This is a genomic window from Thiomicrospira microaerophila (genome assembly GCF_023278225.1).
GTDB classification, from domain to species: domain Bacteria; phylum Pseudomonadota; class Gammaproteobacteria; order Thiomicrospirales; family Thiomicrospiraceae; genus Thiomicrospira; species Thiomicrospira microaerophila_A.
This window is the reverse complement of sequence record NZ_CP070959.1, coordinates 1,474,390-1,498,311: the sequence shown is the minus strand read 5'-3', so window position 1 is coordinate 1,498,311 and position 23,922 is coordinate 1,474,390. Positions and strand designations below refer to the sequence as shown.

The 23,922-nt window shown below is 45.8% G+C and carries 20 protein-coding genes; 16 read left to right on the top strand and 4 right to left on the bottom strand.

Annotated elements, in window-relative coordinates:
* Positions 1-13: 13 nt before the first annotated feature.
* Positions 14-961, top strand: coding sequence for a hypothetical protein (locus tag JX580_RS07370; protein WP_248849906.1), 948 nt, complete (start codon positions 14-16; stop codon positions 959-961).
* 60 nt (positions 962-1,021) lie between these two features.
* Entirely contained in the window at positions 1,022-2,260 is a 1,239-nt protein-coding gene (locus tag JX580_RS07365) for a hypothetical protein (protein WP_248849905.1), read from the top strand.
* Between the two features lie 32 nt (positions 2,261-2,292).
* Here JX580_RS07365 and JX580_RS07360 read toward each other — a convergent pair whose 3' ends face one another.
* Genes JX580_RS07360 through yrfG form a run of 3 tightly spaced genes read right to left on the bottom strand, consistent with a single transcriptional unit; the run spans position 2,293 to position 4,201 of the window.
* On the bottom strand, positions 2,293-3,009 hold the full coding sequence (locus tag JX580_RS07360) for a spermidine synthase (protein WP_248849904.1): 717 nt from the start codon (positions 3,007-3,009) through the stop codon (positions 2,293-2,295).
* A complete protein-coding gene (locus JX580_RS07355) occupies positions 3,006-3,530 on the bottom strand; it encodes a protein disulfide oxidoreductase (RefSeq protein WP_248849903.1) in 525 nt (174 codons plus the stop codon). Before JX580_RS07355 ends, JX580_RS07360 begins: the two co-directional genes overlap by 4 nt.
* On the bottom strand, positions 3,527-4,201 hold the full coding sequence (yrfG, locus tag JX580_RS07350) for a GMP/IMP nucleotidase (RefSeq protein ID WP_248849902.1): 675 nt from the start codon (positions 4,199-4,201) through the stop codon (positions 3,527-3,529). Before yrfG ends, JX580_RS07355 begins: the two co-directional genes overlap by 4 nt.
* Before the next feature lie 52 nt (positions 4,202-4,253).
* Between yrfG and nudE the strand changes: the two genes are divergently transcribed.
* From nudE to JX580_RS07280, 14 genes are all read left to right on the top strand, one after another.
* On the top strand, positions 4,254-4,805 hold the full coding sequence (nudE, locus tag JX580_RS07345) for an ADP compounds hydrolase NudE (protein ID WP_248849901.1): 552 nt from the start codon (positions 4,254-4,256) through the stop codon (positions 4,803-4,805).
* Positions 4,805-5,608, top strand: a complete 804-nt coding sequence (gene cysQ / locus JX580_RS07340) for a 3'(2'),5'-bisphosphate nucleotidase CysQ (protein ID WP_248849900.1) — start codon at positions 4,805-4,807, stop codon at positions 5,606-5,608. Before nudE ends, cysQ begins: the two co-directional genes overlap by 1 nt.
* Before the next feature lie 6 nt (positions 5,609-5,614).
* A complete protein-coding gene (locus JX580_RS07335; protein WP_248849899.1) occupies positions 5,615-8,425 on the top strand; it encodes a hypothetical protein in 2,811 nt (936 codons plus the stop codon).
* A 15-nt stretch (positions 8,426-8,440) separates the two neighbouring features.
* On the top strand, positions 8,441-9,277 hold the full coding sequence (locus tag JX580_RS07330; RefSeq protein WP_248849898.1) for an HDOD domain-containing protein: 837 nt from the start codon (positions 8,441-8,443) through the stop codon (positions 9,275-9,277).
* A gap of 140 nt (positions 9,278-9,417) precedes the next feature.
* Positions 9,418-10,611 (top strand): nitrate- and nitrite sensing domain-containing protein, encoded by a 1,194-nt coding sequence (locus tag JX580_RS07325; RefSeq protein WP_248849897.1) that lies wholly within the window; start codon positions 9,418-9,420, stop codon positions 10,609-10,611.
* A gap of 268 nt (positions 10,612-10,879) precedes the next feature.
* Positions 10,880-12,283 (top strand): CmpA/NrtA family ABC transporter substrate-binding protein, encoded by a 1,404-nt coding sequence (locus JX580_RS07320; protein WP_248849896.1) that lies wholly within the window; start codon positions 10,880-10,882, stop codon positions 12,281-12,283.
* 46 nt (positions 12,284-12,329) lie between these two features.
* Positions 12,330-13,322, top strand: coding sequence for an ABC transporter permease (locus tag JX580_RS07315; RefSeq protein ID WP_248849895.1), 993 nt, complete (start codon positions 12,330-12,332; stop codon positions 13,320-13,322).
* 15 nt (positions 13,323-13,337) lie between these two features.
* Positions 13,338-14,126, top strand: a complete 789-nt coding sequence (locus JX580_RS07310; protein ID WP_248849894.1) for an ABC transporter ATP-binding protein — start codon at positions 13,338-13,340, stop codon at positions 14,124-14,126.
* Positions 14,127-14,128: 2 nt separating this feature from the next.
* Positions 14,129-15,358, top strand: a complete 1,230-nt coding sequence (locus JX580_RS07305) for an NAD(P)/FAD-dependent oxidoreductase (protein WP_248849893.1) — start codon at positions 14,129-14,131, stop codon at positions 15,356-15,358.
* Complete coding sequence (nirB, locus tag JX580_RS07300) at positions 15,355-17,904, top strand: nitrite reductase large subunit NirB (RefSeq protein ID WP_248849892.1); 2,550 nt, start codon at positions 15,355-15,357, stop codon at positions 17,902-17,904. The genes JX580_RS07305 and nirB overlap by 4 nt, the downstream gene beginning before the upstream one ends.
* 9 nt (positions 17,905-17,913) lie before the next feature.
* On the top strand, positions 17,914-18,249 hold the full coding sequence (gene nirD / locus JX580_RS07295) for a nitrite reductase small subunit NirD (protein ID WP_248849891.1): 336 nt from the start codon (positions 17,914-17,916) through the stop codon (positions 18,247-18,249).
* Entirely contained in the window at positions 18,231-20,936 is a 2,706-nt protein-coding gene (locus JX580_RS07290; protein WP_248849890.1) for a nitrate reductase, read from the top strand. The genes nirD and JX580_RS07290 overlap by 19 nt, the downstream gene beginning before the upstream one ends.
* Positions 20,937-20,955: 19 nt before the next feature.
* A complete protein-coding gene (cysG, locus tag JX580_RS07285; protein WP_248849889.1) occupies positions 20,956-22,380 on the top strand; it encodes a siroheme synthase CysG in 1,425 nt (474 codons plus the stop codon).
* A complete protein-coding gene (locus JX580_RS07280; protein WP_248849888.1) occupies positions 22,373-23,350 on the top strand; it encodes a glycosyl transferase family protein in 978 nt (325 codons plus the stop codon). The genes cysG and JX580_RS07280 overlap by 8 nt, the downstream gene beginning before the upstream one ends.
* Before the next feature lie 71 nt (positions 23,351-23,421).
* Here the strand turns inward: JX580_RS07280 and JX580_RS07275 are convergent, their stop codons facing one another.
* Positions 23,422-23,904, bottom strand: a complete 483-nt coding sequence (locus JX580_RS07275) for a DsrE family protein (RefSeq protein ID WP_248849887.1) — start codon at positions 23,902-23,904, stop codon at positions 23,422-23,424.
* Between the last annotated feature and the right edge of the window lie 18 nt (positions 23,905-23,922).

The window sequence follows — 23,922 nt, the reverse complement described above, 5'->3', positions numbered from 1 at the left end:
TAAGATAGTTTAAGTGCTAAAGTTATTTAACATTATATTTTTTACTCTACTGGTTAACTTTCAATCAGTTTATGCTGATCAACGAGGACAGCCATTAAACTGTCAATACACGACTAATCCCTATTCACTTTATCAACACACATATGAAGTTGATGAATTTATTATTTTTTACAACTTAACAGGCAGCAATGCGATAGTAAACCAAGAGGATATCAACAATAATGCTATACCTGATATAGTCGAAGATATTATGCTTCAGCTTGTAACGATGCGTCAGGCACTAGATTATCTTGGTTTTGAACATCCTTTTAAACGTCCAAGATTCCAGACTGTCAATGTCGATAAAATTCATGTTCGTATTACCGATATAAAAAATAACGGACTAGCATTTGACGAAGCACACCGTGTTAAAAATACAGATGAATGCGTATTGCTAATATCGCTTTCAAATCGACTGGTATCAGGAAATGTTACACCAGCACATGAGTTATTTCATTTGTACCAATATGGCTATACAATGTTTAAACAACGATGGTTTACTGAGGGAACTGCTCGATGGTCCCAAGATATTTTAGAAAAAAATACCGAATACCCTATCACTCCTCTACCGCAGACCCAAGAAGAAAAACAAACTTTTTTCTCGAAATCCTATGATGCATATGGCGTTTGGAATAATTTTATACATCAAATAGATCCAAAAGGTGATGTGTCTTTTCCTGAATCATTAATGGAGAAGAGGTATTTATCTGGTGAACCAGTAGTAAATGATAGTCGTCTGCACGGTGTTGAGTTTGTTATTAAAACATTTGAAAAGCTGGATAAGCTTGATAACCAAATCAGTGAAAATGAGGGGTTGTTTGCATTTTTCTGGGATGAGGCTTATCAGCGAAGTCCTATACATAATAAAATAATGTGGGAAAAAATCATAAATATATTTTATGTACAAAATATTATAGATTGATTATTTATATCTAACTAAGTATATAAATTAAAATTAAAGCTCAATACGGAACTTTTTACTATGAAAAAAAATAAAAGCACCGATAATGATTTCTTTAAATTCATTCAAAATAAAGATTCCGACAAGTTGGTTGTTTTTTTTAGCGGGGTAAATGCAAAAAGCTTTATGGGTTATAAGCTTGTAGAGGATTTTGATTGTAATAAAATATTTATTAGAGATGTAAATAAAAGTTGGTACCATGGCAATATAGAGAATGTATCAAAGGATATCGATGATCTTGTAGATTATATAAGATCATATGCTGACAAGTTTGAGAGGGAAAATATAACATTTATAGGCTCCAGTATGGGCGCTTATGCAGCATTATTAATCGGATTGATTTTAAATGTAGGTAAAGTTATTGCTTTTGGGCCTCAAATATATATCAATAAGTATCTTCCCAATAACCCTAGAGATGATAGTTACATTAAATATAAAAATTTGATTCCTTTTCTCACTCAATCAACGAATTGTGTTGATATTTTTATTGGTGCAAATGATATAGTAGATTTATATCAGGTTAAGGATATTGACAAACGTAACGTAAAAATCTACAAGGTTTTTTCGCAGCCACACAATGTTATGTATTTTTTAAATAAGGTTGGAGTTTTAAAAGAATATATTAGATGCAAGATTTATAATAAAGTTTATGAAATAAAAATTGAAGGTTGTTATTTAAATAGCTTCAATGATGAGGGTTATTTGGAGAGTGCAGTTCTAGAGTTTTTTATTAAAAAGGATTACGTTAAGTCTTCTATAATGTTCGATTGCTTGATTCAAACATATCCTACAGTCAATGCTTTTTGGAAATATCGCGGAATTTGTAGTTATCATCTAAATCAATATTCCGATGCTGTTTTTTTCCTTAAGCAGGCCGAACTTATAGCGTTTAGAGATGATGAGCTTCATTATTTTTTAGGGCTTTCTTTTTTACAGCTTAAAAATTATATTTTAGCTACTAGTGAATTTCAATTTTCATTGGAGTTTGCTATAGAAAAGAAAACAAGTTACTTTATTAAGTTGTCTATTAGTTTTAGAGAGCGTAAAAAATATGGTGAAGCTATAAGGGTTTTAAAAGAATCATTGAAGATTAATTCTAAAAATTATGGTACGTATTATCAACTTGCACAAAACTATAAAAGATTGAAAGAATTTAATTTGGCAATCAAAAGTCTCGAAATTGCTCAAGAGTTAAAAACCGGTGATGAAACTATCTTGAAAGAACTTGTGGACTTGAATAAAAAAATAACAGCTGAATAGGTGAAAGCTGCTTAATCATCACTGGATGTAGTTCAATTTGTCAGGCTCGTGTACTCAAGAATTAGGTTGTTGCTAGACTTAATTGGGTAAAGTTGAAGTTCCCCTTGTTTTTGGTGGGTTAGGGCTTCAAAAAACTGAATGACTTTAAGTGTGGGTTCGGGTGTGCTCTGCCATAGATTGAAAAGAAGGATGCTGCCAGGTTTTAGTTTTTTGTGTAGGTTGTTTAAGAAAGGGGCTTGGCTGAAGGCTTCTGGCATTCCATGCTTGTCGAACAGGTCGATGATTATGGCATCATAATGAGTTGAGTTTTCAGCTATGAAAATTTCGGCATCCATCGCATGGGTTTTAATTTGTGAATGAAGTGGAAGGTGGAAAAAGTCATGGGCGATATCAATTACAGCCGGTCTTAAGTCTACTAGCGTCATGACTAGTTTTGGGTGGCTGATAAACAATTTACTGGCGAGTGAGCCACCGCCAACGCCAAGCATTAATAGGTTTTTTATAGGCTTTTCAATCTGTTTTAGCCAAAGTTGTTGCTCAATGACTTGTTGATATTCAAAAGCAAGGCTTAACGGGGCTTGAAAAAAATAGCGGCTTTGTTTAACTGCGCTGTCAAAGTGAAGGCTGCGGCAAATGGGGCTGTCAACGACTTGAATCAAGCCAAACTCATCACGTTCGCTATGGATAATTTCACCGCCATAACGCAATTTTGGTTTGATGAACTTGGCTTTTAAGTCGTGAAGTATCAACGATTAGCCCACCATAACCTTGCACGCATTCCCCAGCTTGAACTCAAGCCCACCTCAACAAATGCTACCTCACCTTGAGCGTTGATTATAAAGTCGGCTGGAACCGCTCGTGCACCATACAGGTTGAACAATTGCCCGTTCTCGTCATTAACGATCAACGCTGGATTCATATTATGTTGTTGTGCATAAGCTATGAGGGTTGCGTTGTCGCCTGATTGGGTTGCGACACTGATTACACGGTAATCTTGCGCGATGCGTTCTATGCCATCGCGCGAAAATTCACATATCGGGCACCAGGTTGCCCAAAAATGGATAAGTACCGCTTCACCCTGAAAGTCAGAAAGATCAAGCTGTTCACCGCTAAGGCTGGTGGCACTAAAGTGTGGCGCGGTATCTCTGACCACATCCCCTTGCATTAGAGGGCGTAGCATCAAGTAAATAATCACAAACCCTATAAGCCAAATACCATTATTGATCCATTTGTTTTGCCAGAGCAGGGCGAGTTTTTGTTTTGTTGTCATGGGGTAATCTTTTTAATGGGCATGATTTCAGCATAGTGTTCAAAATGCGGGTAGCCACGTGGGTCAACCTTATCCATGTAAGGGCTGACATGAATGGCGGCGAGTAGATGACGAATGCCATACCGCCTTGCGGTATTGAGTGCGCGAATATTGTCATCAACCAGAAGTGTCCTGCTTGGGTCATAGGGGGAAACCTGTTGAATAAAATCCCAGATTCGAATGTCCTCTTTTGGTGTACGGAAGTCGTGCGCTGAGATAATGTGATCAAAGTAGGGTTCGATGGCCGTGCGTTCAAGTTTTAGCGCCAAGCTATCACGGTGTGCATTCGTCACCATAATCACCTGCTTGTTAAGCTGTTTAAGTTGAGCCAAAAACTCAAGCACATCCGGGTGTTCGCGTATCAGGTGTTTAAGATCATGTTTTAGATCCGCCACCGACAAATTAAGCCTGCGGCTCCAGTAGTCTAGACAATACCAATTCAATGTCCCGGTCTGTTGTTTGACGGCTTGACGTACAAAACGTTTTGCATTGTCTAGGGGTAGGCGATGATGGCGCGCGTAGGCTTCGGGAAGGTATTCTGACCAGAATTTCCAATCAAAGTGTAAATCTAATAGCGTGCCATCCATGTCGAGTAGCACGGTATCGATTTGATCCCAGGGGAGTTGATGCATTGTTCCTCCTAATTCGGTTGAAGCCTTTGCGCGCTTGGCGTATTATGCGCAAATGGAAATTAAAAAACTCCCCAACATTTTATCGGAAAATATCGTGGTTAAGTCGCGAATCTTTACGGTTCAGGCGCAAAAGCTAGAATTTTCTAATGGAACGCAAGTTGATTATGAGCGTTTGATAGGTCATCCCGATGGCGCAGTATTAATTGTGCCGATGTTGGATGAGGATACTTTGTTACTTATTCGTGAATACAGCGCGGGAGTGGGGCGCTATGAACTTGGTTTTCCGAAGGGAAAAATTGATCCGGGTGAAACTTGGTTAGATGCCTGTCAGCGTGAGTGTATTGAGGAAATTGGTTACAGACCGCAACGCGTAGATTATTTAGATAAGGTTTGTTTGGCGGCAGGCTATATGGATCATCATACTCATTTGGTTTTGGTGCGCGATCTGATGCCGGAGCAGGCTGAAGGCGACGAGCCTGAGCCGCTTGAAGTTGTGCCTTGGAAGTTAAGTGATTGGCCAGCGTTGTTAGCACAAGCTTCGTTTAGCGAGGGGCGCGCCTACGCAGCACTATTTTTAATGTTACAAAAATTAGGAAAAATTTAATGACCATTGATCATTACCAGGCCTGGTTGCCAAAGGTTGCCGAGATTGCAAAGCAGGCCGGCGAGGTCATTATGCAGGTGTATCGCTGTAAAGACTGTGAGGTTGAAAAAAAAGCAGACGGCTCTCCAGTTACGCTAGCGGATAAACAAGCCGATCAATTAATTCGACAGTCACTAGCTGTTTTGTCACCTGACATTCCCGTGGTAAGCGAAGAAAACATTCATGCGACGCCCTTTTTAGAGCGCCAGGGTTGGTCATGCTTTTGGTTGGTTGACCCCTTAGATGGCACGAAGGAGTTTATTGAAAGAACCGATGAGTTTTGTGTCAATATCGCATTGGTCGTTGAAGGTCGGTCGGTGCTAGGGGTGGTGTATGTCCCTGTGTATGATTGGTTATACATGGCGCACCAAGGCGGAGAAGCGATCAAAGTTGAGCAAGGGCTTGAGCATGTTTTAGCGGTACGAAAGTTGATTAAATCCCCTGTTAACGTTACGGTAAGCCGCCGACACGGTAAAAAAGTTGAAGAGTTTATTGAAGCGTTAGCTCCCTCTAAAACTCTTCATTGTGGTTCAGCGATCAAGTCCTGTTTAGTCGCAGAAGGCCAGGCCGATGTTTATCCACGCTTTGGTCCGACTTCGCATTGGGATACTGCAGCTTCTCAAGTGATTGTTGAAGCCGCTGGCGGGCGTATTGTCGATGAAAAAGGTGAGGATTTACGTTATTTCCCGACTGAAAACATTTTAAACCCCCATTTTATGGTGGTGGGTAATAACCGTTATCCCTGGCCTGAATTTCCGAAGTAAGTGGCTATGAAAGCTCACATTTACACGTTTGTCACCTTTTTTATATTAAGTCTGCCTATTACATCTACTATGGCGGCCAATCAGATTACTCATCCTATGAGTGTGGGTTGGCAGTTTAACCAGGCCTGGTTTACTCAACAAACCCAACATTTTATTTTGCACGCGCCTGAAGAACTGATTCAACACCTTCCCCATGTTGCTGCACTTGCTGAACAGGCGCATCTAGAAATTAGCGAAGCATTGGACTGGTCGCCGACGAATAAAACCCATCTTGTATTGACCGATGACGTGGATGGTGCGAATGGGTGGGCAACGGTCTATCCATTTAACCAGAACCGTATTTATATCAGTGCGCCTGATTCAATTAACTCGCTTGAAGACTACCGAGATTGGTTGTCGCTGTTAATTCGTCATGAATATACCCATACCCTCCATCTTGATCAAGCACGAGGATTGCCTGCGGCATTGCGGAGCGTTTTTGGTCGACAAATTTTCAGTTTTCCACATAACTTTCAACCTCTCTGGTTAATTGAGGGCTTGGCAATCGATCAGGAAACCGATCATGAGTTAGCTGTGGGTCGAGCGCAAAGTGATTATTACGCAATGCAGATGCGCGCGGAAGTGGAGCGAGGGCTGATATCATTGGGGCGGGTTTCAGGTTTAAATCGTGATTGGCCCCAAGGCCAAGCCTATTTGTACGGCGCGTATTTTTATGAGTTTTTGCGTCAAACCTATGGTGAGGACGCACAGGCTGATTGGCTTAAAAGTTATAGCTATAATTTGATTCCTTATTGGATGAATCCAACCGCAAGACGCGTTTTAGGTGATGACTTTCCTCAGGTTTGGGCGCGTTACCAGGCCTGGTTGTCTGAACGCTATTCTCCTGTTTTAACCCCCGTTGAACCTAAGCGAATACTGACTCAGCATGGCGGATCTCCCTATTATGGGCAGGTGCACCAGAATGCCTTGTATCGCGTTGAAGCGGATGGTCATAGTCGTCCGCGCTTGGTTAAGCAGCCCTTGACTGAAAGTGAAGCTTCTCCAGAGTTCTTAACCGAGGTGGATTACCCAGGTGTCTTTTCGGTATCACCTACCGGGCGCATCATTATGACGCAATTACGTCCAAATCGTCAGAATCGCGTTTATGCTGATTTATGGTTATGGGATCAAACGCGCTGGCAACGCATCACCCAGCAGCAGCGTTATCGGCAGGCAGTTTGGTTAAACGAACACCAACTATTAGCGCGGCGCCAAGTGGGAGGAATCTCTGAGTTGCATTTGCTGTCTGACAAGGGACAACTTCAGCAGGTTATATGGCAAGGAGAACCACAAACGGTATTGGGTCATATTGATGCCCATCCGTCAGGCCAGAAGATTGTGGCAATGAAAAAGCCCGCTCTTGGATCGTGGCAGTTGGCTGAATTTGACTTGAATACACTGCAGTGGCGTTGGTTAACCCAGAATCGTTTTAACCAAGCAGATCCGAGCTATGCGGTTGATGGTGAGTCAGTCGTTTATAGTGCAAACTATTCGTCGGCTTATCAGATATATCAGATGGATACAAAAACACGCCATATCCAAGCCTTAACTCAAGGACAGGTTGGCGCATTTAATCCTTTGTTAACTCAAGAGGCGAGTCTTGTTTACCAGGACTATTCAGCTGAGGGGTATAATTGGGCTTTGATCACACCAAAAAATCAAGCTAAACAGCAAAAAGATCTGCCAAATATTGACAAGCAGGCCTGGTTAGATTCAATGGCGGCGCCAACGGCGACGGACTTATCTGAAATTCAACCCTATCAGCCCTATTCAAGTTTAAGACCACGGGCATGGTGGCCGATTTTAAGTTTGACTGAGCAGAGAAATCAGGTGGGGGTTATGCTTGATGGCCAAGACGCATTGGCGCGCCATCATTATCAGCTAAGCTTGGTTTACGATGATCTTGCAGCGCAGCCTTTTGGCCTGCTGAGTTATCAGATGGATAACCGCTATTTGTTGCAATATATGCGTTCTTGGCGCGAGGGTTATAATCCTCAGAAAAAAGATGAGTTGGTATTGTTGCGGGCAAAAGATACGTTGGTTGCTGGTAGGTTGAATGCGTTAAACTTTTTTGACGATCAACTGGCTTTTCACCTTGGCTTAGTGTTCGAGCAGGAAAAGGATGCTTGGCGTGATGAGCGCGTGACGCCACTGCCAACAACCCAGAGAACGGATTTGAGTTTGGTGACCCATTGGGATAACACGCAAACCTATCGATATAGCATTAGCCCTGCTTCAGGCTGGCAGGGCTATGGAGCGTTGGATAGTCATGATGGGGTAAAGAATGATTTTTCAGGATACAGATTACAGTTTGATCTGAAGCATTATTGGCATATCATGAACTCGCAGGTGTTGCATACTCGGTTGGTAGGCGGCTATGCTCAGCCAACGGCTCACCCTTTTCAGCTAGGTTCAGATCGTGGGGCGTTTTCTTCAGGATTGTTTGCAAGAACCGATTATCCGTTAAGGGGTTACCCTAAGGCGAGCATTAGTACAGATAAATTTGCCTTGGCAGCGATAGAGTATCGGATGCCCTTGGCACGGGTGCAACAAAATTGGCAAGTCTACCCTTTGGGTTTGAGAGATATTTACGGGCAGGTTTTTGTTGATCAGGCTCAAATAGCGGATAGAAATTATACTGGACTAGGTGCGCAAATCACCCTAGAATCTGTCATAGGTTATCGTATGCTGTTGCCTTTAAACCTTGGTGTTGCGAAGGGTTTAGATAAAACTTATGGTCGAACACAGTTTTGGTTGTCGACAGAATTAGCTTTTTAAAAAAAGAGAAATAAAATGAGCATGGAGCAAGTGTTACGTCAAGCCATGATGGCCATTAGAGGAGTTAAGCTTCCTGAGTTACCGGCCGAGTTGATTGCATTAGAGTCTGAGTTGCAAAGTAAGTTTGCCAGTAGTCGCAGCATTGCCGCAATCATTGAAAAGAATACGACCCTTTCCGGTGAGGTTCTACGAGTTGCTAACTCTCCCGCTATGAAGCTTAAAGGCGAATGTAAAACTATTGCTGACGCAGTGAGTAATCTTGGTTTTAATAATATTAGAAACCTGGTGGCGTCTGTTTTGCTGGAAAAAATGTTTAATTCTAACCAGGCTTATAAAGATATTATGGCTCATGGTGTCGATGTGGCGTTTTGTATGGCGGAACTATCTGAATGGGTTTCCGATGTTTCGCGTGACGAAGCCTATATGCTTGGACTTTTCCACAATTCAGGCTGCTTGATGTTTGCGACTAAAGATGCGGATAACTATGTAAAACTTTTCCAAAGTGCACATTCTCAACCTCATCTTATATTAGAAAAAGAAGAACAGATGTATGGCTCGCATCATGCAGCGGTTGGCGTTTTGTTAGGTAAAAAATGGCATCTACCTGTTGATATGTTAAGTGCAATACTTCTTCATCATAACCCAGAGTGTGCATCCATTAATAACGATAAGGTTCGTGCACTGGTTGCAATGATAAAAGTAGCTAACTCGGTGGTAAGTGAAGTCAGTTTTGGTGCATATTGTGGCCAAGAAATGAAAGATTATAAACAGGATGGTATGCAAGAGCTGATGATCGATTCAGATGTCGTCAGCGATCTGCGCAATGGACTGATTGCATTTTCAAACACCTAGTTTTATCCGTGATATCTGAGTTTTATCTTGCAGGTTTTGCTCGTAAGGACGCTGTTGGATTATTAGATATCAAACATAGTAATCTAATCTTTAGCACAACTTTTGCTTATTTGTTTTAATTTGAGTTTAGTGTTAGAGAAATGATGACCTACCAGCAGGCAACCGCAAAGTTATTGGCGATGAGTGTGGAAGCTGAGAGACAATCGCTAACTTTCTTATTTTCAGCCGCCGAACTTATCCGTTTGTTGCAAAAATTGGTGCATGCTATCCAACTTGAGCGTGGTGCCAGCGTGCTTTATTTAACCTCAAGAGGTGCTGATCGATTTTTAGTTAAAACGCTGGCTTATCGCCAGGATTTTGACAAGCAAGAGGCGATGTTTAAAGCGCGACTTGATAAGGAGCTTGATACTTCATTTTGTTTGCCTAGCGGAGTGTATCTTCGGTTAGCCACCTTATTGCAGGCTTTAGGAGGGCTTGAAAATCTCCGCAACTCAGTTGATAAAAAACAAGTAAATCCTCTTGATGCTATTCAGCAGTTTAGTCATGTAATTCACACTATATTTAACTATGTTTTTGATCTTGCTGAACAGGCGCCTGATGCAGAAATTGCGCGTGCGATGTTGGCTTTGTTTAATTTTATGCAAGCTAAAGAAGCTGCAGGGCAAGAGCGTGCAATTGGTGTTGCTGTACTTGGCGGCGTTAAAAAAACAGATTTTAGTGAGATTTTGAATGCAAAAGTGGAACAACAGTCTAATGCGTTCAGTGTTTTCAAATTGTTTGCCTCACAATCGCAGCTTAAAAAGTTGTTACAGTTAAAGTCTCAACCTTATCGGCAGGAGCTTGATGCTTGGCGACAAGGTTTTAAATTTCATAAACAGGCCGATTTTGAAAAGGCTGAGGCTTGGTTTGAGTTAATGACCAAGCGAATAGATGGTTTTCAGTCGTTAGAGGATGAGTTGACAAGTTACTTGCAATTGGTCAGCGCTCAACGATTGCAGCAAGGGTTTTCGCGGTTTAATCAGAGTGGGCATTCCATTGAAAACATATTAGCAGATCAACAATTTGATATTAATGAGAATATGACAAAACTCCAGGGGGCGTCAAAAATTTTGTTGGAACGCTTTCAAGCACAATCAAAGCAGTTGATGCAGATGGAGGCAGAATTGGTGATTGCCAAGCAGGCTTTGTTGGATCGGCGTTTTATTGAACGTGCTAAGTCGATCTTGATTGTACAAAAAGGTTTGACTGAGGAGCAGGCTCATCAGTTTTTGCAGGCGCAAGCCATGAAAAACGGTCAGCGTTTGGTGGATGTAGCTAAATTGATTTTGAAGTAGTGTTTTTGTGGTGCATTTTGCTTGTTTGAGGTGCGTGTCTGTAGGTTTTTTGATGCTTTATCTAGGTTATTAATCCATGTTTTTTATTAATATATTGAAATATATCATTTTAGTTTATTTTGGCATTTTTAATGTTTTATAAACATTAGTTAAGTCAATGACGGCTTGATACTTAAATTTTTGTTACGGACAAAGGCGTCCATCTTCTTCCTGCTAACGGGAGAAAGATGCGGCGCCTTTTTTTATGGTTTAAAAAAGGATTAACGTCATGTCAAATCAGAAAAACACAAACTTATCGCGTCGTCAACTACTCAAAACCGCGATTGCAGGTGCCATCGGGATGAGTGGAGCGACAGGTTTTATCAATCTGGCACAAGCAAAAGTGGGTTGGCCGGAAAAGGAAGAGTTAAAGCTTGGTTTTATTAAACTAACCGATATGGCGCCTCTTGCAATTGCCTACGAAAAAGGCTTTTTTGAAGAAGAGGGGCTTTATGTAACCTTAGAGGCTCAAGCCAACTGGCGCGTGCTGGTTGATGGGGTGGTTTCCGGTGCTTTAGACGGTGCACATATGTTACCGGGTCAAGCAATTGCGGCGACGATTGGTTATGGAAATAATGCCGAATTAATGACCCCTTTCTCGATGGATTTAAATGGCAATGCGATTACGGTTTCTAACCGCATTTGGGAGGGGATGCGCCCTTATGTGAAACTTGATGCAGAAGGCAAACCGATTCATCCAATTTCAGCTGCGGCATTAAAGCCGGTCATTGAAACCCTGAACAAGCAAGGTGAAGCGTTCAAAATGGGGATGGTGTTCCCCGTGTCAACCCATAATTATGAATTACGTTATTGGTTAGCCGCAGGTGGCATCCATCCTGGTTTTTATGCACCAGAGCGTGGCGATACCGCAGGTATGATAAATGCGCAGGCACAGTTGTCTGTGACACCGCCGCCACAAATGCCAGCCACGATGGATGCCGGAACCATTCATGGTTATTGTGTTGGCGAGCCTTGGAACCAGCAGGCGGTGTTTCGCAATATCGGTGTGCCGGTGATTTCAAATAATAATATCTGGCGCAATAACCCAGAAAAAGTCTTTGGCATGCGCAAAGATTTTTATGAGCAGTATCCGAACACCACGATTCGCTTGGTAAAAGCCTTGTTAAAAGCGGCGCGCTGGTTGGATGAAAATAACAACGCCAATCGTAAAGAAGCCGTTAAGATTCTAGCCAGACCTATATACGTCGGTGCGGATGAGGCGGTTATTGCCAATTCAATGACCGGAACCTTTGAATATGAAAAGGGCGATCAACGCGCTGAACCAGATTTTAATATTTTCTTCCGCAATCATGCCACCTATCCGTTTTATTCCGATGCGGTTTGGTTTCTTACTCAAATGCGCCGTTGGGGGCAAATCAGTGAGCAAAAATCGGATGAGTGGTATCACCAGGTTGCCCAACAGGTTTACCGTCCTGACATTTATCAATTAGCCGCCAAGGAACTCATTAGAGAAGGCAAGTTTAAGCCGTCTGAATTCCCGGATTTTTTAACAGAAACCGGCTTTAAACCGGCAACCAATGAGTTTATTGACGGCATTACCTATGACGGCTTAAAGCCTAATGATTATCTCAAACAGTTTGAGATAGGGTTAAAAGGCGCCGACAAGGTATAGATAAAAATAAGCGGGTGAGCGCTATGCTCGCCCAAAAGGATGACAGATGAAACTCCCGTTATTTTTTGAGCCCTATGCCAATTTGGCAAAAGGACATAATCCTAAGCTTCAAATGAGCTTAATTTTTAAACAGTTGGGTTTGCCATTAATCGGGTTACTGGTTTTTTTAATGCTTTGGTCGGGCGCGGCAAAAAACATTGAAACTTCGTTAGGCAATTTTCCAGGACCGGTTGAAGTGTATCAACAATTTAATAATTTGTTAGATGAGCATCAGGCCGAAAAAGAAAAAGCCGAGGCGTTTTATCAGCGCCAAGAGGCGAGAAACGCGGCCAGAATGGAAGCTGATCCTGATTTTGTGCCTACGATTCGACCTTACACTGGCGCACCGACTTTTATTGATCAGATTAAGACTTCGCTGTTTACTGTGTTTACCGCATTTTTGATTGGCTCGTTGATTGCGATTCCGATTGGCATACTGATTGGGATGTCAGATGGGCTGTATCGTGCGGTGAATCCTGTTATTCAGTTGTTCAAACCCGTGTCGCCCTTGGCTTGGTTGCCGCTCGTTACGCTGGTGGTGAGTGCATTGTATGTTAGTGAAAGCCCGATGTTTCAAACGGCGTTTATTGTATCCGCGATTACCGTACTGTTAAGTTCGATTTGGTCAACGATTATTAACACGGCGGTAGGGGTCGCAACCGTAAGCAAGGATTTATTGAATGTGTCAAAAGTGTTGAATTTAAACCCTTGGACGCATGTCACTAAAATCTTGGTTCCCTCGGCAATTCCGATGATTTTTACGGGGTTGCGCATTTCTTTAGGGATTGCTTGGATGGTGTTAATTGCGGCCGAAATGCTCTCACAATCACCAGGCCTGGGTAAGTTTATTTGGGATCAGTTCCAAAATGGCAGTTCCGAATCCATGTCACGCATTATGGTGGCGGTACTGGTGATCGGGTTTATCGGATTTTTATTGGATCGACTGATGTTGGTGCTGCAAAAGTTTGTGTCTTGGGATAAGTCAGCCGTACTTCGTTAATTTTAGGAGAGAGAAATGGACGCGTATTTAGAATTAACGGATGTTGAAATTGCATTCCCAACCCCGACGGTGCCGTTTGTGGCGATTCAAAATATCAATTTAAAAATAGCCAAGGGCGAGTTTATTTCATTAATTGGACATTCAGGCTGTGGCAAGTCCACGGTGTTGAATATTGTTGCTGGGCTGTATCAGGCCACAAAAGGCGGGGTCATTTTGGAGGGCAGAGAAGTCAATGAACCAGGCCCAGAGCGCGCGGTGGTGTTTCAGAATCATTCGTTATTGCCCTGGCTTACCGCTTATCAAAATGTTGAGCTGGCGGTCAAGCAGGTGATGAAAAAATCCAGTAAGGCCGAGATTAAGGATTGGATTGAACACAACCTGAAATTGGTTCACATGGATCATGCGATGCACAAACGCCCGGATGAAATTTCTGGCGGCATGAAACAGCGAGTTGGCATTGCACGTGCCTTGTCGATGCAACCCAAAGTATTGTTGATGGACGAGCCCTTTGGCGCACTGGATGCCTTAACCCGTGCGCATCTGCAGGACTCCTTGATGGAGATTCAGAATGAATTAAACAACACGGTGATAATGATCACCCATGATGTCGATGAGGCGGTGTTGTTGTCCGACCGGATTGTCATGATGACCAATGGCCCAGCGGCTACGATTGGCGAAATCGCTCAAATTAATTTGCCACGCCCAAGAAATCGCGTGGTACTGACGGAAGATGCCGGCTACAACCATTATCGCCAACAGGTGTTGAGTTTCTTGTATGAAAAACAAGCCAAAACGGAGCTTTAGCCATGAGTAGCGCTAAACCCAAACTCTGCATTATCGGTCTTGGTATGGCCAGTATGCGGCTATTGGACGAGTTGGTTAAACACCGTGCCACTGAGAGGTATGACATTGCGGTGTTTAGCGCGGAAGCACCAGCGGGTTATAACCGCATTATGTTGTCCTATTTATTGACCGGTGAACAAACCCTTGCCAGTGTTACCAGCCATACGCCTGAGTGGTTTGCGCAACAGGGTATTGACTTGCATTTGGGGGTGAAAGTCACCGCGATGGATCCGATTCAGCAAAGCTTTACCACGGAAACAGGCGAGATGTTTGGCTACGACCGCTTGGTGTTGGCTACCGGCTCCAATGCCAGCCGAATTGCACTGCCCGGTGTCGATTTAGCCGGGGTGCATTGTTTTCGTGATCTGCAGGATGTGGCACAGCTGAATGATTTGGATGTAACAGATGCGCGCCCGGTGATGGTGTTGGGTGCAGGTCTGCTGGGTTTAGAAGCGGCCTACGGTTTGGCTGGCAAAGGCCATCGGGTGATGGTGGTACATCGTTCCGACCGTATTTTGAGTCAACAGCTTGATGCGATGGCGGGCAGATTGTTGCAAAAATCCATGGAGCAGCAGGGCATCGAGTTTGTGTTGCAACGCCATCTTGCTGAGATTCAAGGCAAAAGTCAAATTGAAGCCGTCCGCTTAAATCACGGTGAAGCGTTTGAGGTGAAGGCTTTGATTATGGCGGTGGGGATTCAACCGAATAGTGAATTAGCTAAACAAGCAGGCCTGCTGGTGAATAGAGGCATTGTGGTTAATAACGCTTTAGAAACCTCAGACTCTGGGATTTATGCGCTGGGTGAATGTTGTGAGCTTGACCAGCAAACCTTTGGCTTGGTTGCCCCGATTTATCGCCAAGCGGCGATTTTGGCAGCGAGTTTAATGAAGCTGCCGACGCGTCGGTTTGAACACCAATTGAGTGCGACGCGATTAAAAGTGTCTGGGATTGAGGTGTTTTCGTTTGGTGACCCGAATCAAGCGGGTGATCAATTGGTTTTACAAGATCCGAGTTTAGGGCTGTATCGCAAGGTGGTGCTGGTGGATGGCGTGATTCAGTCGGCGATTTTATTGGGCAATACCCAAGACGCCAATTGGTTGTTTGAACTGCATCAACAACAAATAAAAATTGATAACAGTCAACGCAGTGCGTTGTTGTTTGGCGAAGCATATTACGAGAGGGCCGCAGCATGAAAACAAAATTAATCGTCGTGGGCAATGGCATGGTCGGTCATGCGTTTTTGGAACGCTTGGTGAAATCGAGCGGGTTTCACGACTTTGACATTACCGTGTTTGGTGAAGAATCGTGGGTGGCCTATGACCGTGTGCATTTGTCGTCCTATTTTTCCGGCAAAACCGCCGAAGACTTGTCACTGGTGCCGGCGGGTTTTTATGCCGAGCACGGCATAGATATTCGTCTGAATCAAAAAGTCGTGGCGATTGATAAACACGCCAAAACCGTGACCACTCAAGCATACCCAGAGGGCACGACGGGCCTGGTCGTCAGCTACGACCTGTTGGTGTTGGCCACCGGTTCGTATCCGTTTGTGCCGCCGATTCCGGGGAATGATCGTGAAGCCTGTTTGGTATATCGCACCATTGAAGATTTGGAGGCAATGAAAGATGCCGCACAAACCTCAAAAATCGGTGTGGTGATTGGCGGTGGTTTATTGGGCTTGGAAGCGGCGAAAGCCTTGGTGGACTTGGGATTAGAAAGCCATGTGGTCGAATTTGCACCACGATTAATGCCGGTGCAATTGGATGAAGGCGGTGCGGCGGTACTCAAGCGCAAAATCCAACAACTCGGGGTGGGCGTGCATACCTCCAAAGCCACCCAAGTGATTGAAGACGGTGAGCAGGCACGTCATCGCTTGGTGTTTGCTGACGGTGAATCGCTGGAAACCGATTTTGTGCTGTTTTCCGCCGGTATTCGCCCCAGAGATGAATTGGCCGATCTAGCAGGCCTGGTTAAAGGACCACGCGGCGGGATTGTGATTAATGATCAGTGTTTAACCTCCGATCCGCATATCTATGCGATTGGCGAATGCGCGTTACACGATGGCATGATTTACGGTTTGGTTGCGCCGGGTTATGCGATGGCGCAAGCGGTGGTCGATCAGTTGAATCACAAGCCGGCGCAATTTGTTGGCGCGGATATGTCCACCAAATTAAAACTGATGGGGGTGGATGTCGCCTCGATTGGCGACCCGCATGGCACGGATGAAGACGCCAAATCCTATATCTATGAAAACGGTCCCAAAGAAATTTACAAAAAACTAGTGGTGTCGGCGGACGGCAAAAGATTGCTCGGTGCGGTGCTGGTTGGCGATACTGAAGATTACGGCAATCTGTTGCAACTGAAACTGAATGACATGGCGTTACCCGAGCATCCGGAGCAATTGATTTTGCCGTCATTTTCCGGTGAAAAGGTCGGTTTTGGCTCGGATGCTTTGCCGCTAACTGCCCAACTTTGTTCCTGTTACGACGTATCCAAGCAAGATCTGATTAGCGCCTTAGATGAGGGCGCGACTTGTTTGGCGGATATTAAAGCCTGCACCCAGGCCTGTACTGGTTGTGGTGGTTGCACCCAATTGGTCACCAGTGTGATGAATTTTGAACTGGAAAAACGCGGTGTGGCGGTCTCGAAAGCGATTTGTGAGCATTTCCCCTATACCCGTCAAGAGCTGTATCACTTGGTGCGCGTGAATGGTTATCAAACCTTTGATGCATTGCTGGCCGCGCATGGCGAAGGCGATGGCTGTGATATTTGTAAACCGGCAGTGGCCTCGATTTTAGGCTCGGTGTGGAATGCCTATGCGTTTGACAAAAAGAACATCCCACTGCAAGACACCAATGACCGTTATTTGGGCAATATGCAAAAGGACGGCACCTATTCGGTCATTCCGCGTGTTCCGGGCGGCGAGATAACCCCGGACAAGCTGATTTTATTGGGTGAGGTGGCGAAAGACTATCAACTCTATACCAAGATCAACGGTGGTCAGCGGATTGTGTTGTTTGGCGCCCAGTTAAGCGATCTACCGACCATCTGGTCGCGCTTGATTGACGGTGGATTTGAATCCGGCCAAGCCTATGCTAAAGCCTTGCGCACGGTGAAATCCTGTGTCGGCTCAACCTGGTGTCGTTATGGCATTGATGATTCGGTGCAGTTAGCGATTGATTTGGAAAATCGTTATAAAGGCGTGCGTTCACCACACAAAATGAAAATGGGCGTGTCCGGTTGTACCCGTGAATGTGCTGAAGCGCAAGCGAAAGACGTTGGCGTGATTGCCACGGAAAACGGCTGGAACCTGTTTGTTTGTGGCAATGGCGGTATGAAGCCGCGCCATGCTGATTTATTCGCGGTGGGTTTAGACCGTGACACCCTGTTCAAATACATCGACCGTTTTATTATGTTTTATATCCAAACCGCTGATCGTTTGCACCGCACATCGACCTGGTTGGAAAACTTAGAAGGCGGCTTGGATTATGTCCGTCAAGTGGTGATTGAAGACTCATTAGGCATTGCCGAACAGCTAGAACAGCAGATGCAAGCCTTGGTGAACAGTTACGCCTGTGATTGGAAACGCGCGGTGGTCGATCCGGAAAAAACCAAGTTGTTCTATAACTTTGTTAACGCGGATTTGCGTGATCCGAATCAAGTGTATGTGCGCGAACGCGGGCAACTGCGCCCGGCGACCGCGCAAGAACGGTTGGAATCGATTGAATTAGAAGTGGTGTAGGAGAAGGTTATGTCTGAGTTTAAAAAAGTATGCCAAGTAACTGATTTAATTGATAACGCTGGTATTCCAGCCTTATTGGGCAATACACCGATTGCGCTGTTTTATGTCAAAGGCAAGGTCTATGCGTTAGATAATTTCGATCCGATTGGGCAGGCGAGTGTGATATCGCGTGGCATTGTTGGCAGTATCAAAGGCCAGTTAGTGGTGGCCTCGCCGCTCTACAAAGAACATTACGATTTGGTGACGGGTCAGTGTGTAGAAAAACCAGAGCTTAAGTTGGCGGTATTTCCTGTTGAACTGCGCGGTGCAGCAGGCGAGGAGGCGGTATGGGTCGCGCAGCCTTAGCCAGCAGGCCTGCTGAATTGGCGCCAGTGAAAACCACTTGCCCTTATTGCGGGGTCGGTTGTGGTGTGCTGATGAAGCCGAAAGCTGAGGGTGAAAGCTGGCAGGCGCTTGGCGATGCCAGCCATCCGGCCAATTTTGGCAAGTTGTGTGTGAAAGGCAGTGCGTTAGGCGAAACGCTTGATTTAACCGGGCGACTACTTGAGCCGAAAATCAACGGCGAAGCCGTATCGGTTGAGCAGGCCTGCCAAGCGGTGGCGGACGGTTTAAGCCGAGTGATTGAACAGCATGGCCCCGATGCGGTGGCGTTTTATGTATCAGGCCAGTTGTTAACTGAAGATTATTATGTCGCCAATAAACTGATTAAGGGCTTTATTGGCACCGCAAATATCGATACCAATTCACGCTTGTGCATGGCGTCTGCGGTCGTAGGGTATAAGCGCGCGTTCGGTGCCGACGCGGTTCCTTGCAGTTACGAGGATTTAGAGCAAGCCGATTTGCTGGTGTTGGTCGGCTCGAATGCCGCTTGGGCGCATCCGATTTTATATCAACGCATGGCGCAAGCCAAACGTGATCAACCACATAAAAAAGTGGTGGTGATTGACCCAAGACGCACCGCCACCTGCGACTTGGCGGATTTGCATTTGGCGATCAAGCCCGGCACTGATGCCATGTTATTCAATGGGTTACTGGCTTTTCTTGCTAAAAAGAATGCGCTGGATAAGGCTTTTATTCAACACAACACCGAAGGATTTGAACAGTCCTTGGCGCAAGCCGAGCAAACCGCCGGTCATGATTTAAAACAGTTGGCGCAGGCCTGTGGCGTGGATGAAGCCGATTTAACCCAGTTTTTTGATTGGTTTGCTAATACGCCGCGCACGGTTAGTTTTTATTCGCAAGGCGTGAATCAATCGACATCGGGGGTTGATAAGTCGAATGCGATTATCAATGTCCATCTTGCCACCGGTCGGATTGGCAAGGCTGGGGCGGGGCCCTTTTCGATTACCGGTCAGCCGAATGCAATGGGTGGGCGCGAAGTCGGTGGTTTGGCGAATCAGTTAGCGGCGCACATGGATTTTAATCAACCCGAAGCCATTGATCGGGTTGCCCGATTCTGGCGCGCACCGAATATGGCGCAGCAAAACGGTTTGAAAGCGGTCGAACTATTTGAGGCGGTGCATCGCGGTGAGATTAAGGCGATTTGGATTATGCACACCAATCCGGTGGTGTCGATGCCCGATGCGGATTTTGTCCGTGAAGCCTTGCAAGTCTGTGAGTTGGTGATTGTGTCCGACAATATGGCGGATACCGATACCACGCGTTGTGCGAATATTTTATTGCCCGCCGCCTCTTGGGGGGAAAAAGACGGCACAGTGACCAATTCGGATCGGCATATTTCACGCCAACGCGCGTTTCGTTCGGCACCAGGCCTGACCCAAGCCGATTGGTGGTGGATTTGCCAAGTGGCGCAAAAAATGGGCTTTGCCGAGGCGTTTAGTTATCAAACGCCTTATCAGATTTTTATGGAACACGTCGCGTTATCGGCGTTTGAGAATGATGGCGTGATCAGTCGGCGTGACTTTGATTTATCGGGTTTGTTATCGCTCAGTGAACAGGACTATCAGCAGTTTGCCCCGACACCTTGGCCGATTATCGCCAAGCATTCACACGTTCAAGTAAAGGGTCAAGCCAGACTGTTTGCAGACGGCCAGTTTTTTACCGCGAACCGTCGTGCCAAATTGATTCCGATTACACCTCAATCGCCCAAAGAAACGCCCTCGCCGGACTATCCGTTTGTATTGAATACTGGGCGTTATCGCGATCAATGGCACAGCATGACGCGCACTGCTAAAACCCCTCGTTTATTACAGCATCGCGATGAGCCGCGTTTAAGCCTGCATCCTGACGATGCGAAAAACTTGGGTTTGGCGCAAGGCGATTTGGCGCACGTTAGCTCGCGATTGGGGCAGGTGATGATGCCGGTTGAGCTGGATGCAGGCCTGGTTACAGGGCAGGTGTTTGCACCGGTTCATTGGACCGGCGTCTATGCCAAACACGGGCGGGTTGACAGTTTGATTCCATCGCACACCGACCCCTTATCGGGTCAGCCGGAAAGCAAACACGCGGTGGTCACTATTCAGGCCTGGTCAGCGGCTTATCGCGCTGGTTTTTGGACTAAAGACACTGCTTGGCAGCCTGATGATTCCATAGGCTATTGGGTGAAAGTGCCAAAAGCAAACGCCGTGTTTTGGCATTTGGCGGATAAGAAAGCTTTTGATTTAGCGCATTGGAAATCAGCGAATCCGCAACTGGGTGAAGCGGATCTGCGCTTAGAAGACAGCGCATTAGGCACGGCGCGTTTCGCTTGGCTGGATGCGCAAGGGGGTTTAAAAGCGGTGTTGTTTGTAGCGCCCCGTGTTGATTTGCAAGCGCCCTATGATTGGGTATCTGGGTTGTTTGACCAGCCAAGGCTCAGTCAAAACGAGCGCTACAGTCTGCTCAGTGGCATGGCGATTGAGCAAGAAGATGTCGGCGCGATTATTTGCAGTTGCTTTCAAGTGGGGGATAAAACCTTGCGTGCCGCGATGGCGCAGGGTTGCGATACGGTAGAGAAACTCGGTGAGAAAACCTGCGCCGGTACCAATTGCGGTTCGTGTATTCCTGAATTAAAAGCGTTGCTTGCCCTGTAGATGGCCTAAGGAGGCTGAGATGGATTATTTACCGATTTTTATGCGACTCAAGGGTGAACGCGTCTGTGTGATTGGTGGCGGCACGATTGCCGCCCGCAAATCGGATTTGTTTATTCAAGCGGGGGCCAAAGTGGAAATTATTTCACCTGAGTTAAAAGGTGAAATGGCCAGAATGCACCAAGCAGGCCTGGTCAGTTGGCAACCGACGGCATTTGAACCCAGTTTGATTACCGGATCCAAATTGGTATTGGCTGCCACCGATGATCAAGTGGTTAATGAAGCGGTGCATCAAGCCGCCACCGAGATGGGCATTGCGGTCAATATCGCTGACCAAACCGAGTTGTGTGATTACATTTTGCCCAGTATTTTACAGCGTGGCCCGATCACCGTGGCGGTGTCTACCGGCGGACGTTCGCCGACCTTTGCACGGCATTTGCGAGTACAGCTAGAGCAGGCCCTACCAACAGGTTTAGGTGAAGTCGCTTTACTGTTGCGCCAATTACGTCAGCAATACAATCCGCTGATCGAAGAAGACGAGCGCAAACATTTTTGGCAAAATCTGCTCAACAGTGCCTTTTATCAAACCGCGTTAGAAGGCCGTTGGGATGAGGCCAGACAGCTTTGTGCGCAAGCCTTTGCGGGCCATCAAGCACCGATGGGTGAAGTGTTTTTAGTGGGTGCAGGCCCGGGTGATCCCGATTTACTGACGATTAAAGCCTTGCGGATTTTGCAAACGGCGGATGTGATTGTTTATGACAGGTTGGTATCGGAAGAGATTATTAACCTGACCCGTCGGGAAGCGGAACGGATTTACGTTGGCAAATCCATGTCGAACCATACCCTGCCGCAAGAACAGATTAATCAATTGCTGGTGGATTTGGCGAAGCAGGGTAAAAAGGTTGTGCGCTTGAAGGGCGGCGATCCGTATATTTTTGGGCGCGGTGCCGAGGAGCAGGCGCTGCTTAGAGAGCATGGCGTGGCCTGTACCGTGGTACCGGGCATTTCATCCGCATCGGGTATTGCCGCCTCTACCGGTATTCCATTAACCCATCGCGATTATGCGCAATCGGTCAAGCTGGTGACCGGCCATACCCGTCAAGGCATTGTGGACTTGGATTGGGATTGTTTGGTGGATCCCAATCAAACCCTGGTAATTTATATGGGGTTAAGTAATGTCGAAATTATTACCCGTCAGTTGATGGAGCATGGCATGGATCCAAGCACACCGATGGCGGTGATTGAAAACGGCACGCGTGCCAATCAACGCGTGTTGGTGACGGATTTAGCGCAAGCGACCGAGCAGGTGGCTAGGGCGCAGATTCAAGCGCCGGCGTTAATGATGATTGGTAAGGTGGTGCAGTGTGTCGAGCCGAGCGTGTGTATTGATGTAGCGGCGAGTGCCGTTACCGCGTCCGAATCTGTTGCAGAGGTGCGCTATGGCTGATCATCCGTTTGCCGAATCCTTACGTATCCTCGGTAAAGGACCCAAAACCCGCCGTCCGCTGACGCAAGACGAAGCGAGTCAGGCCTTGGCGATGATTTTAGCCGGCGAGGTGACGGAGAAACAACTCGGCGCATTTTTGTTGTTGATGCGTGCCAATGGCGAAACGCCGGATGAATTAATTGGGTTTGTGAAGGGCGCGCGCCAGTCTTTTGGGTTGGATAACCAGGCCTGCCCAGCAGGCTTGCATTTGGATTGGGCGGCCTATGCCGGTAAATGGCGCTATCCGCCCTATTATCTATTGAGTTTAAAACTCTTGGCGCAAATGGGGTTTGGTATTTTGTTGCATGGCGATCAAGGGCAGTTTGCCCAGCGTCAGTATGCTCAAGCGTTTTTAGCCGAGTTAAATGTGCCGATTGCTGATTCACTGCCAGCGGCGCGTGCCATGCTGGTTACTCCTCAATTGGTTTATTTACCGCTCACCCAGTTTGCCGAACCTTTGCGCGAGATTTTGCATTTAAAGGAAGAAATTGGGGTGCGCACTGTGTTTAACACCGCGGTGAAGTTGTTAAACCCATTGAACTCGCCAGTAGCGGTACAGGGTATTTTTCACAAGGGCGTGGAGCAGTTACACTTGCAAACGGCTCAAGCTTTGGGTTACAAGACGAATTTAGTGTTTAAAGGTGAGGGCGGTGAGGCGGAAATGCGCCCCGATGCCCTCAGCACGGTGTACGCTTGGCAAAAATATACGCAATCAGAACAAAAACTTAATGCGCTGATTGAACGTCAGCAACGACCGGAACACTGGGATCCAGCAGATTTAGTAGCCTTGTGGCAAGGCAAAAAACAAGATATTTATGGCGAAGCGGCTGTGATGGCGACCGCTGCGGTGGCGTTAATGGGGTTAGGGTCTTACAATTATAATCATGCCGTATGCTTGGTCGAGCAGGCTTGGCATAAGCGAGCTGTGTGAAGAAATTTAAAGTAGTAAGGGAAGGTGGATACAAAGGATTAGGTATCCACCTTAAAACATTGGGCTATTACTTACTGTATTTTTAAATAGGCATAACCTTGGCTTTGCAGAATCGCAATGTCGAATACGCCTGAACCGACCAGTTCAATGCCATCATAGATTTTAGCGGGATCAAGATTGATTTCATTGCGCGTGTGATCGCAAAGCTTAACTTTTACGCCGCGTGAATTCATCAGCGCATCTAAACGGCCTTTGAGTTCATCACGGCGTTCAAGCATCGCGGCATCATGCTCATAGGGCGTGCCTTTTAGACCATCGTCGGTGGCAAAGCGAAGACCGTGTCCGACTAAAACCAGATGAACATCGGCTTCCATTAATTCGTTTTCGTAGGCATTCATAATGTTATTAATCGAGGTGAGGGTAGCGGAATAACGGGTGACATCGTTAAAATCCACGTGGTAGACCACTTTAGCGCCTTCATCTGCGGCTTTAAGTGGCAGTGCAAACAATGCTAGTAACATGATGCCAATGGCAATAAAATTATGTTTTTTCATGATGGTATCCTTTTGTTT

What these genes read in the sequence shown, in the direction of transcription:
- nirD (WP_248849891.1), top strand. Translation starts at nt 17,914, where the DNA reads ATGTCTGAGTTTAAAAAAGTATGCCAAGTAACTGATTTAATTGATAAC.
- JX580_RS07320 (WP_248849896.1), top strand. Translation starts at nt 10,880, where the DNA reads ATGTCAAATCAGAAAAACACAAACTTATCGCGTCGTCAACTACTCAAA.
- JX580_RS07335 (WP_248849899.1), top strand. Translation starts at nt 5,615, where the DNA reads ATGAAAGCTCACATTTACACGTTTGTCACCTTTTTTATATTAAGTCTG.
- JX580_RS07305 (WP_248849893.1), top strand. Translation starts at nt 14,129, where the DNA reads ATGAGTAGCGCTAAACCCAAACTCTGCATTATCGGTCTTGGTATGGCC.
- nirB (WP_248849892.1), top strand. Translation starts at nt 15,355, where the DNA reads ATGAAAACAAAATTAATCGTCGTGGGCAATGGCATGGTCGGTCATGCG.
- cysQ (WP_248849900.1), top strand. Translation starts at nt 4,805, where the DNA reads ATGACCATTGATCATTACCAGGCCTGGTTGCCAAAGGTTGCCGAGATT.
- JX580_RS07325 (WP_248849897.1), top strand. Translation starts at nt 9,418, where the DNA reads ATGATGACCTACCAGCAGGCAACCGCAAAGTTATTGGCGATGAGTGTG.
- JX580_RS07315 (WP_248849895.1), top strand. Translation starts at nt 12,330, where the DNA reads ATGAAACTCCCGTTATTTTTTGAGCCCTATGCCAATTTGGCAAAAGGA.
- JX580_RS07355 (WP_248849903.1), bottom strand. Translation starts at nt 3,530, where the DNA reads ATGACAACAAAACAAAAACTCGCCCTGCTCTGGCAAAACAAATGGATC.
- cysG (WP_248849889.1), top strand. Translation starts at nt 20,956, where the DNA reads ATGGATTATTTACCGATTTTTATGCGACTCAAGGGTGAACGCGTCTGT.
- JX580_RS07280 (WP_248849888.1), top strand. Translation starts at nt 22,373, where the DNA reads ATGGCTGATCATCCGTTTGCCGAATCCTTACGTATCCTCGGTAAAGGA.
- JX580_RS07330 (WP_248849898.1), top strand. Translation starts at nt 8,441, where the DNA reads ATGAGCATGGAGCAAGTGTTACGTCAAGCCATGATGGCCATTAGAGGA.
- JX580_RS07365 (WP_248849905.1), top strand. Translation starts at nt 1,022, where the DNA reads ATGAAAAAAAATAAAAGCACCGATAATGATTTCTTTAAATTCATTCAA.
- JX580_RS07290 (WP_248849890.1), top strand. Translation starts at nt 18,231, where the DNA reads ATGGGTCGCGCAGCCTTAGCCAGCAGGCCTGCTGAATTGGCGCCAGTG.
- JX580_RS07310 (WP_248849894.1), top strand. Translation starts at nt 13,338, where the DNA reads ATGGACGCGTATTTAGAATTAACGGATGTTGAAATTGCATTCCCAACC.
- JX580_RS07275 (WP_248849887.1), bottom strand. Translation starts at nt 23,904, where the DNA reads ATGAAAAAACATAATTTTATTGCCATTGGCATCATGTTACTAGCATTG.
- nudE (WP_248849901.1), top strand. Translation starts at nt 4,254, where the DNA reads ATGGAAATTAAAAAACTCCCCAACATTTTATCGGAAAATATCGTGGTT.
- yrfG (WP_248849902.1), bottom strand. Translation starts at nt 4,201, where the DNA reads ATGCATCAACTCCCCTGGGATCAAATCGATACCGTGCTACTCGACATG.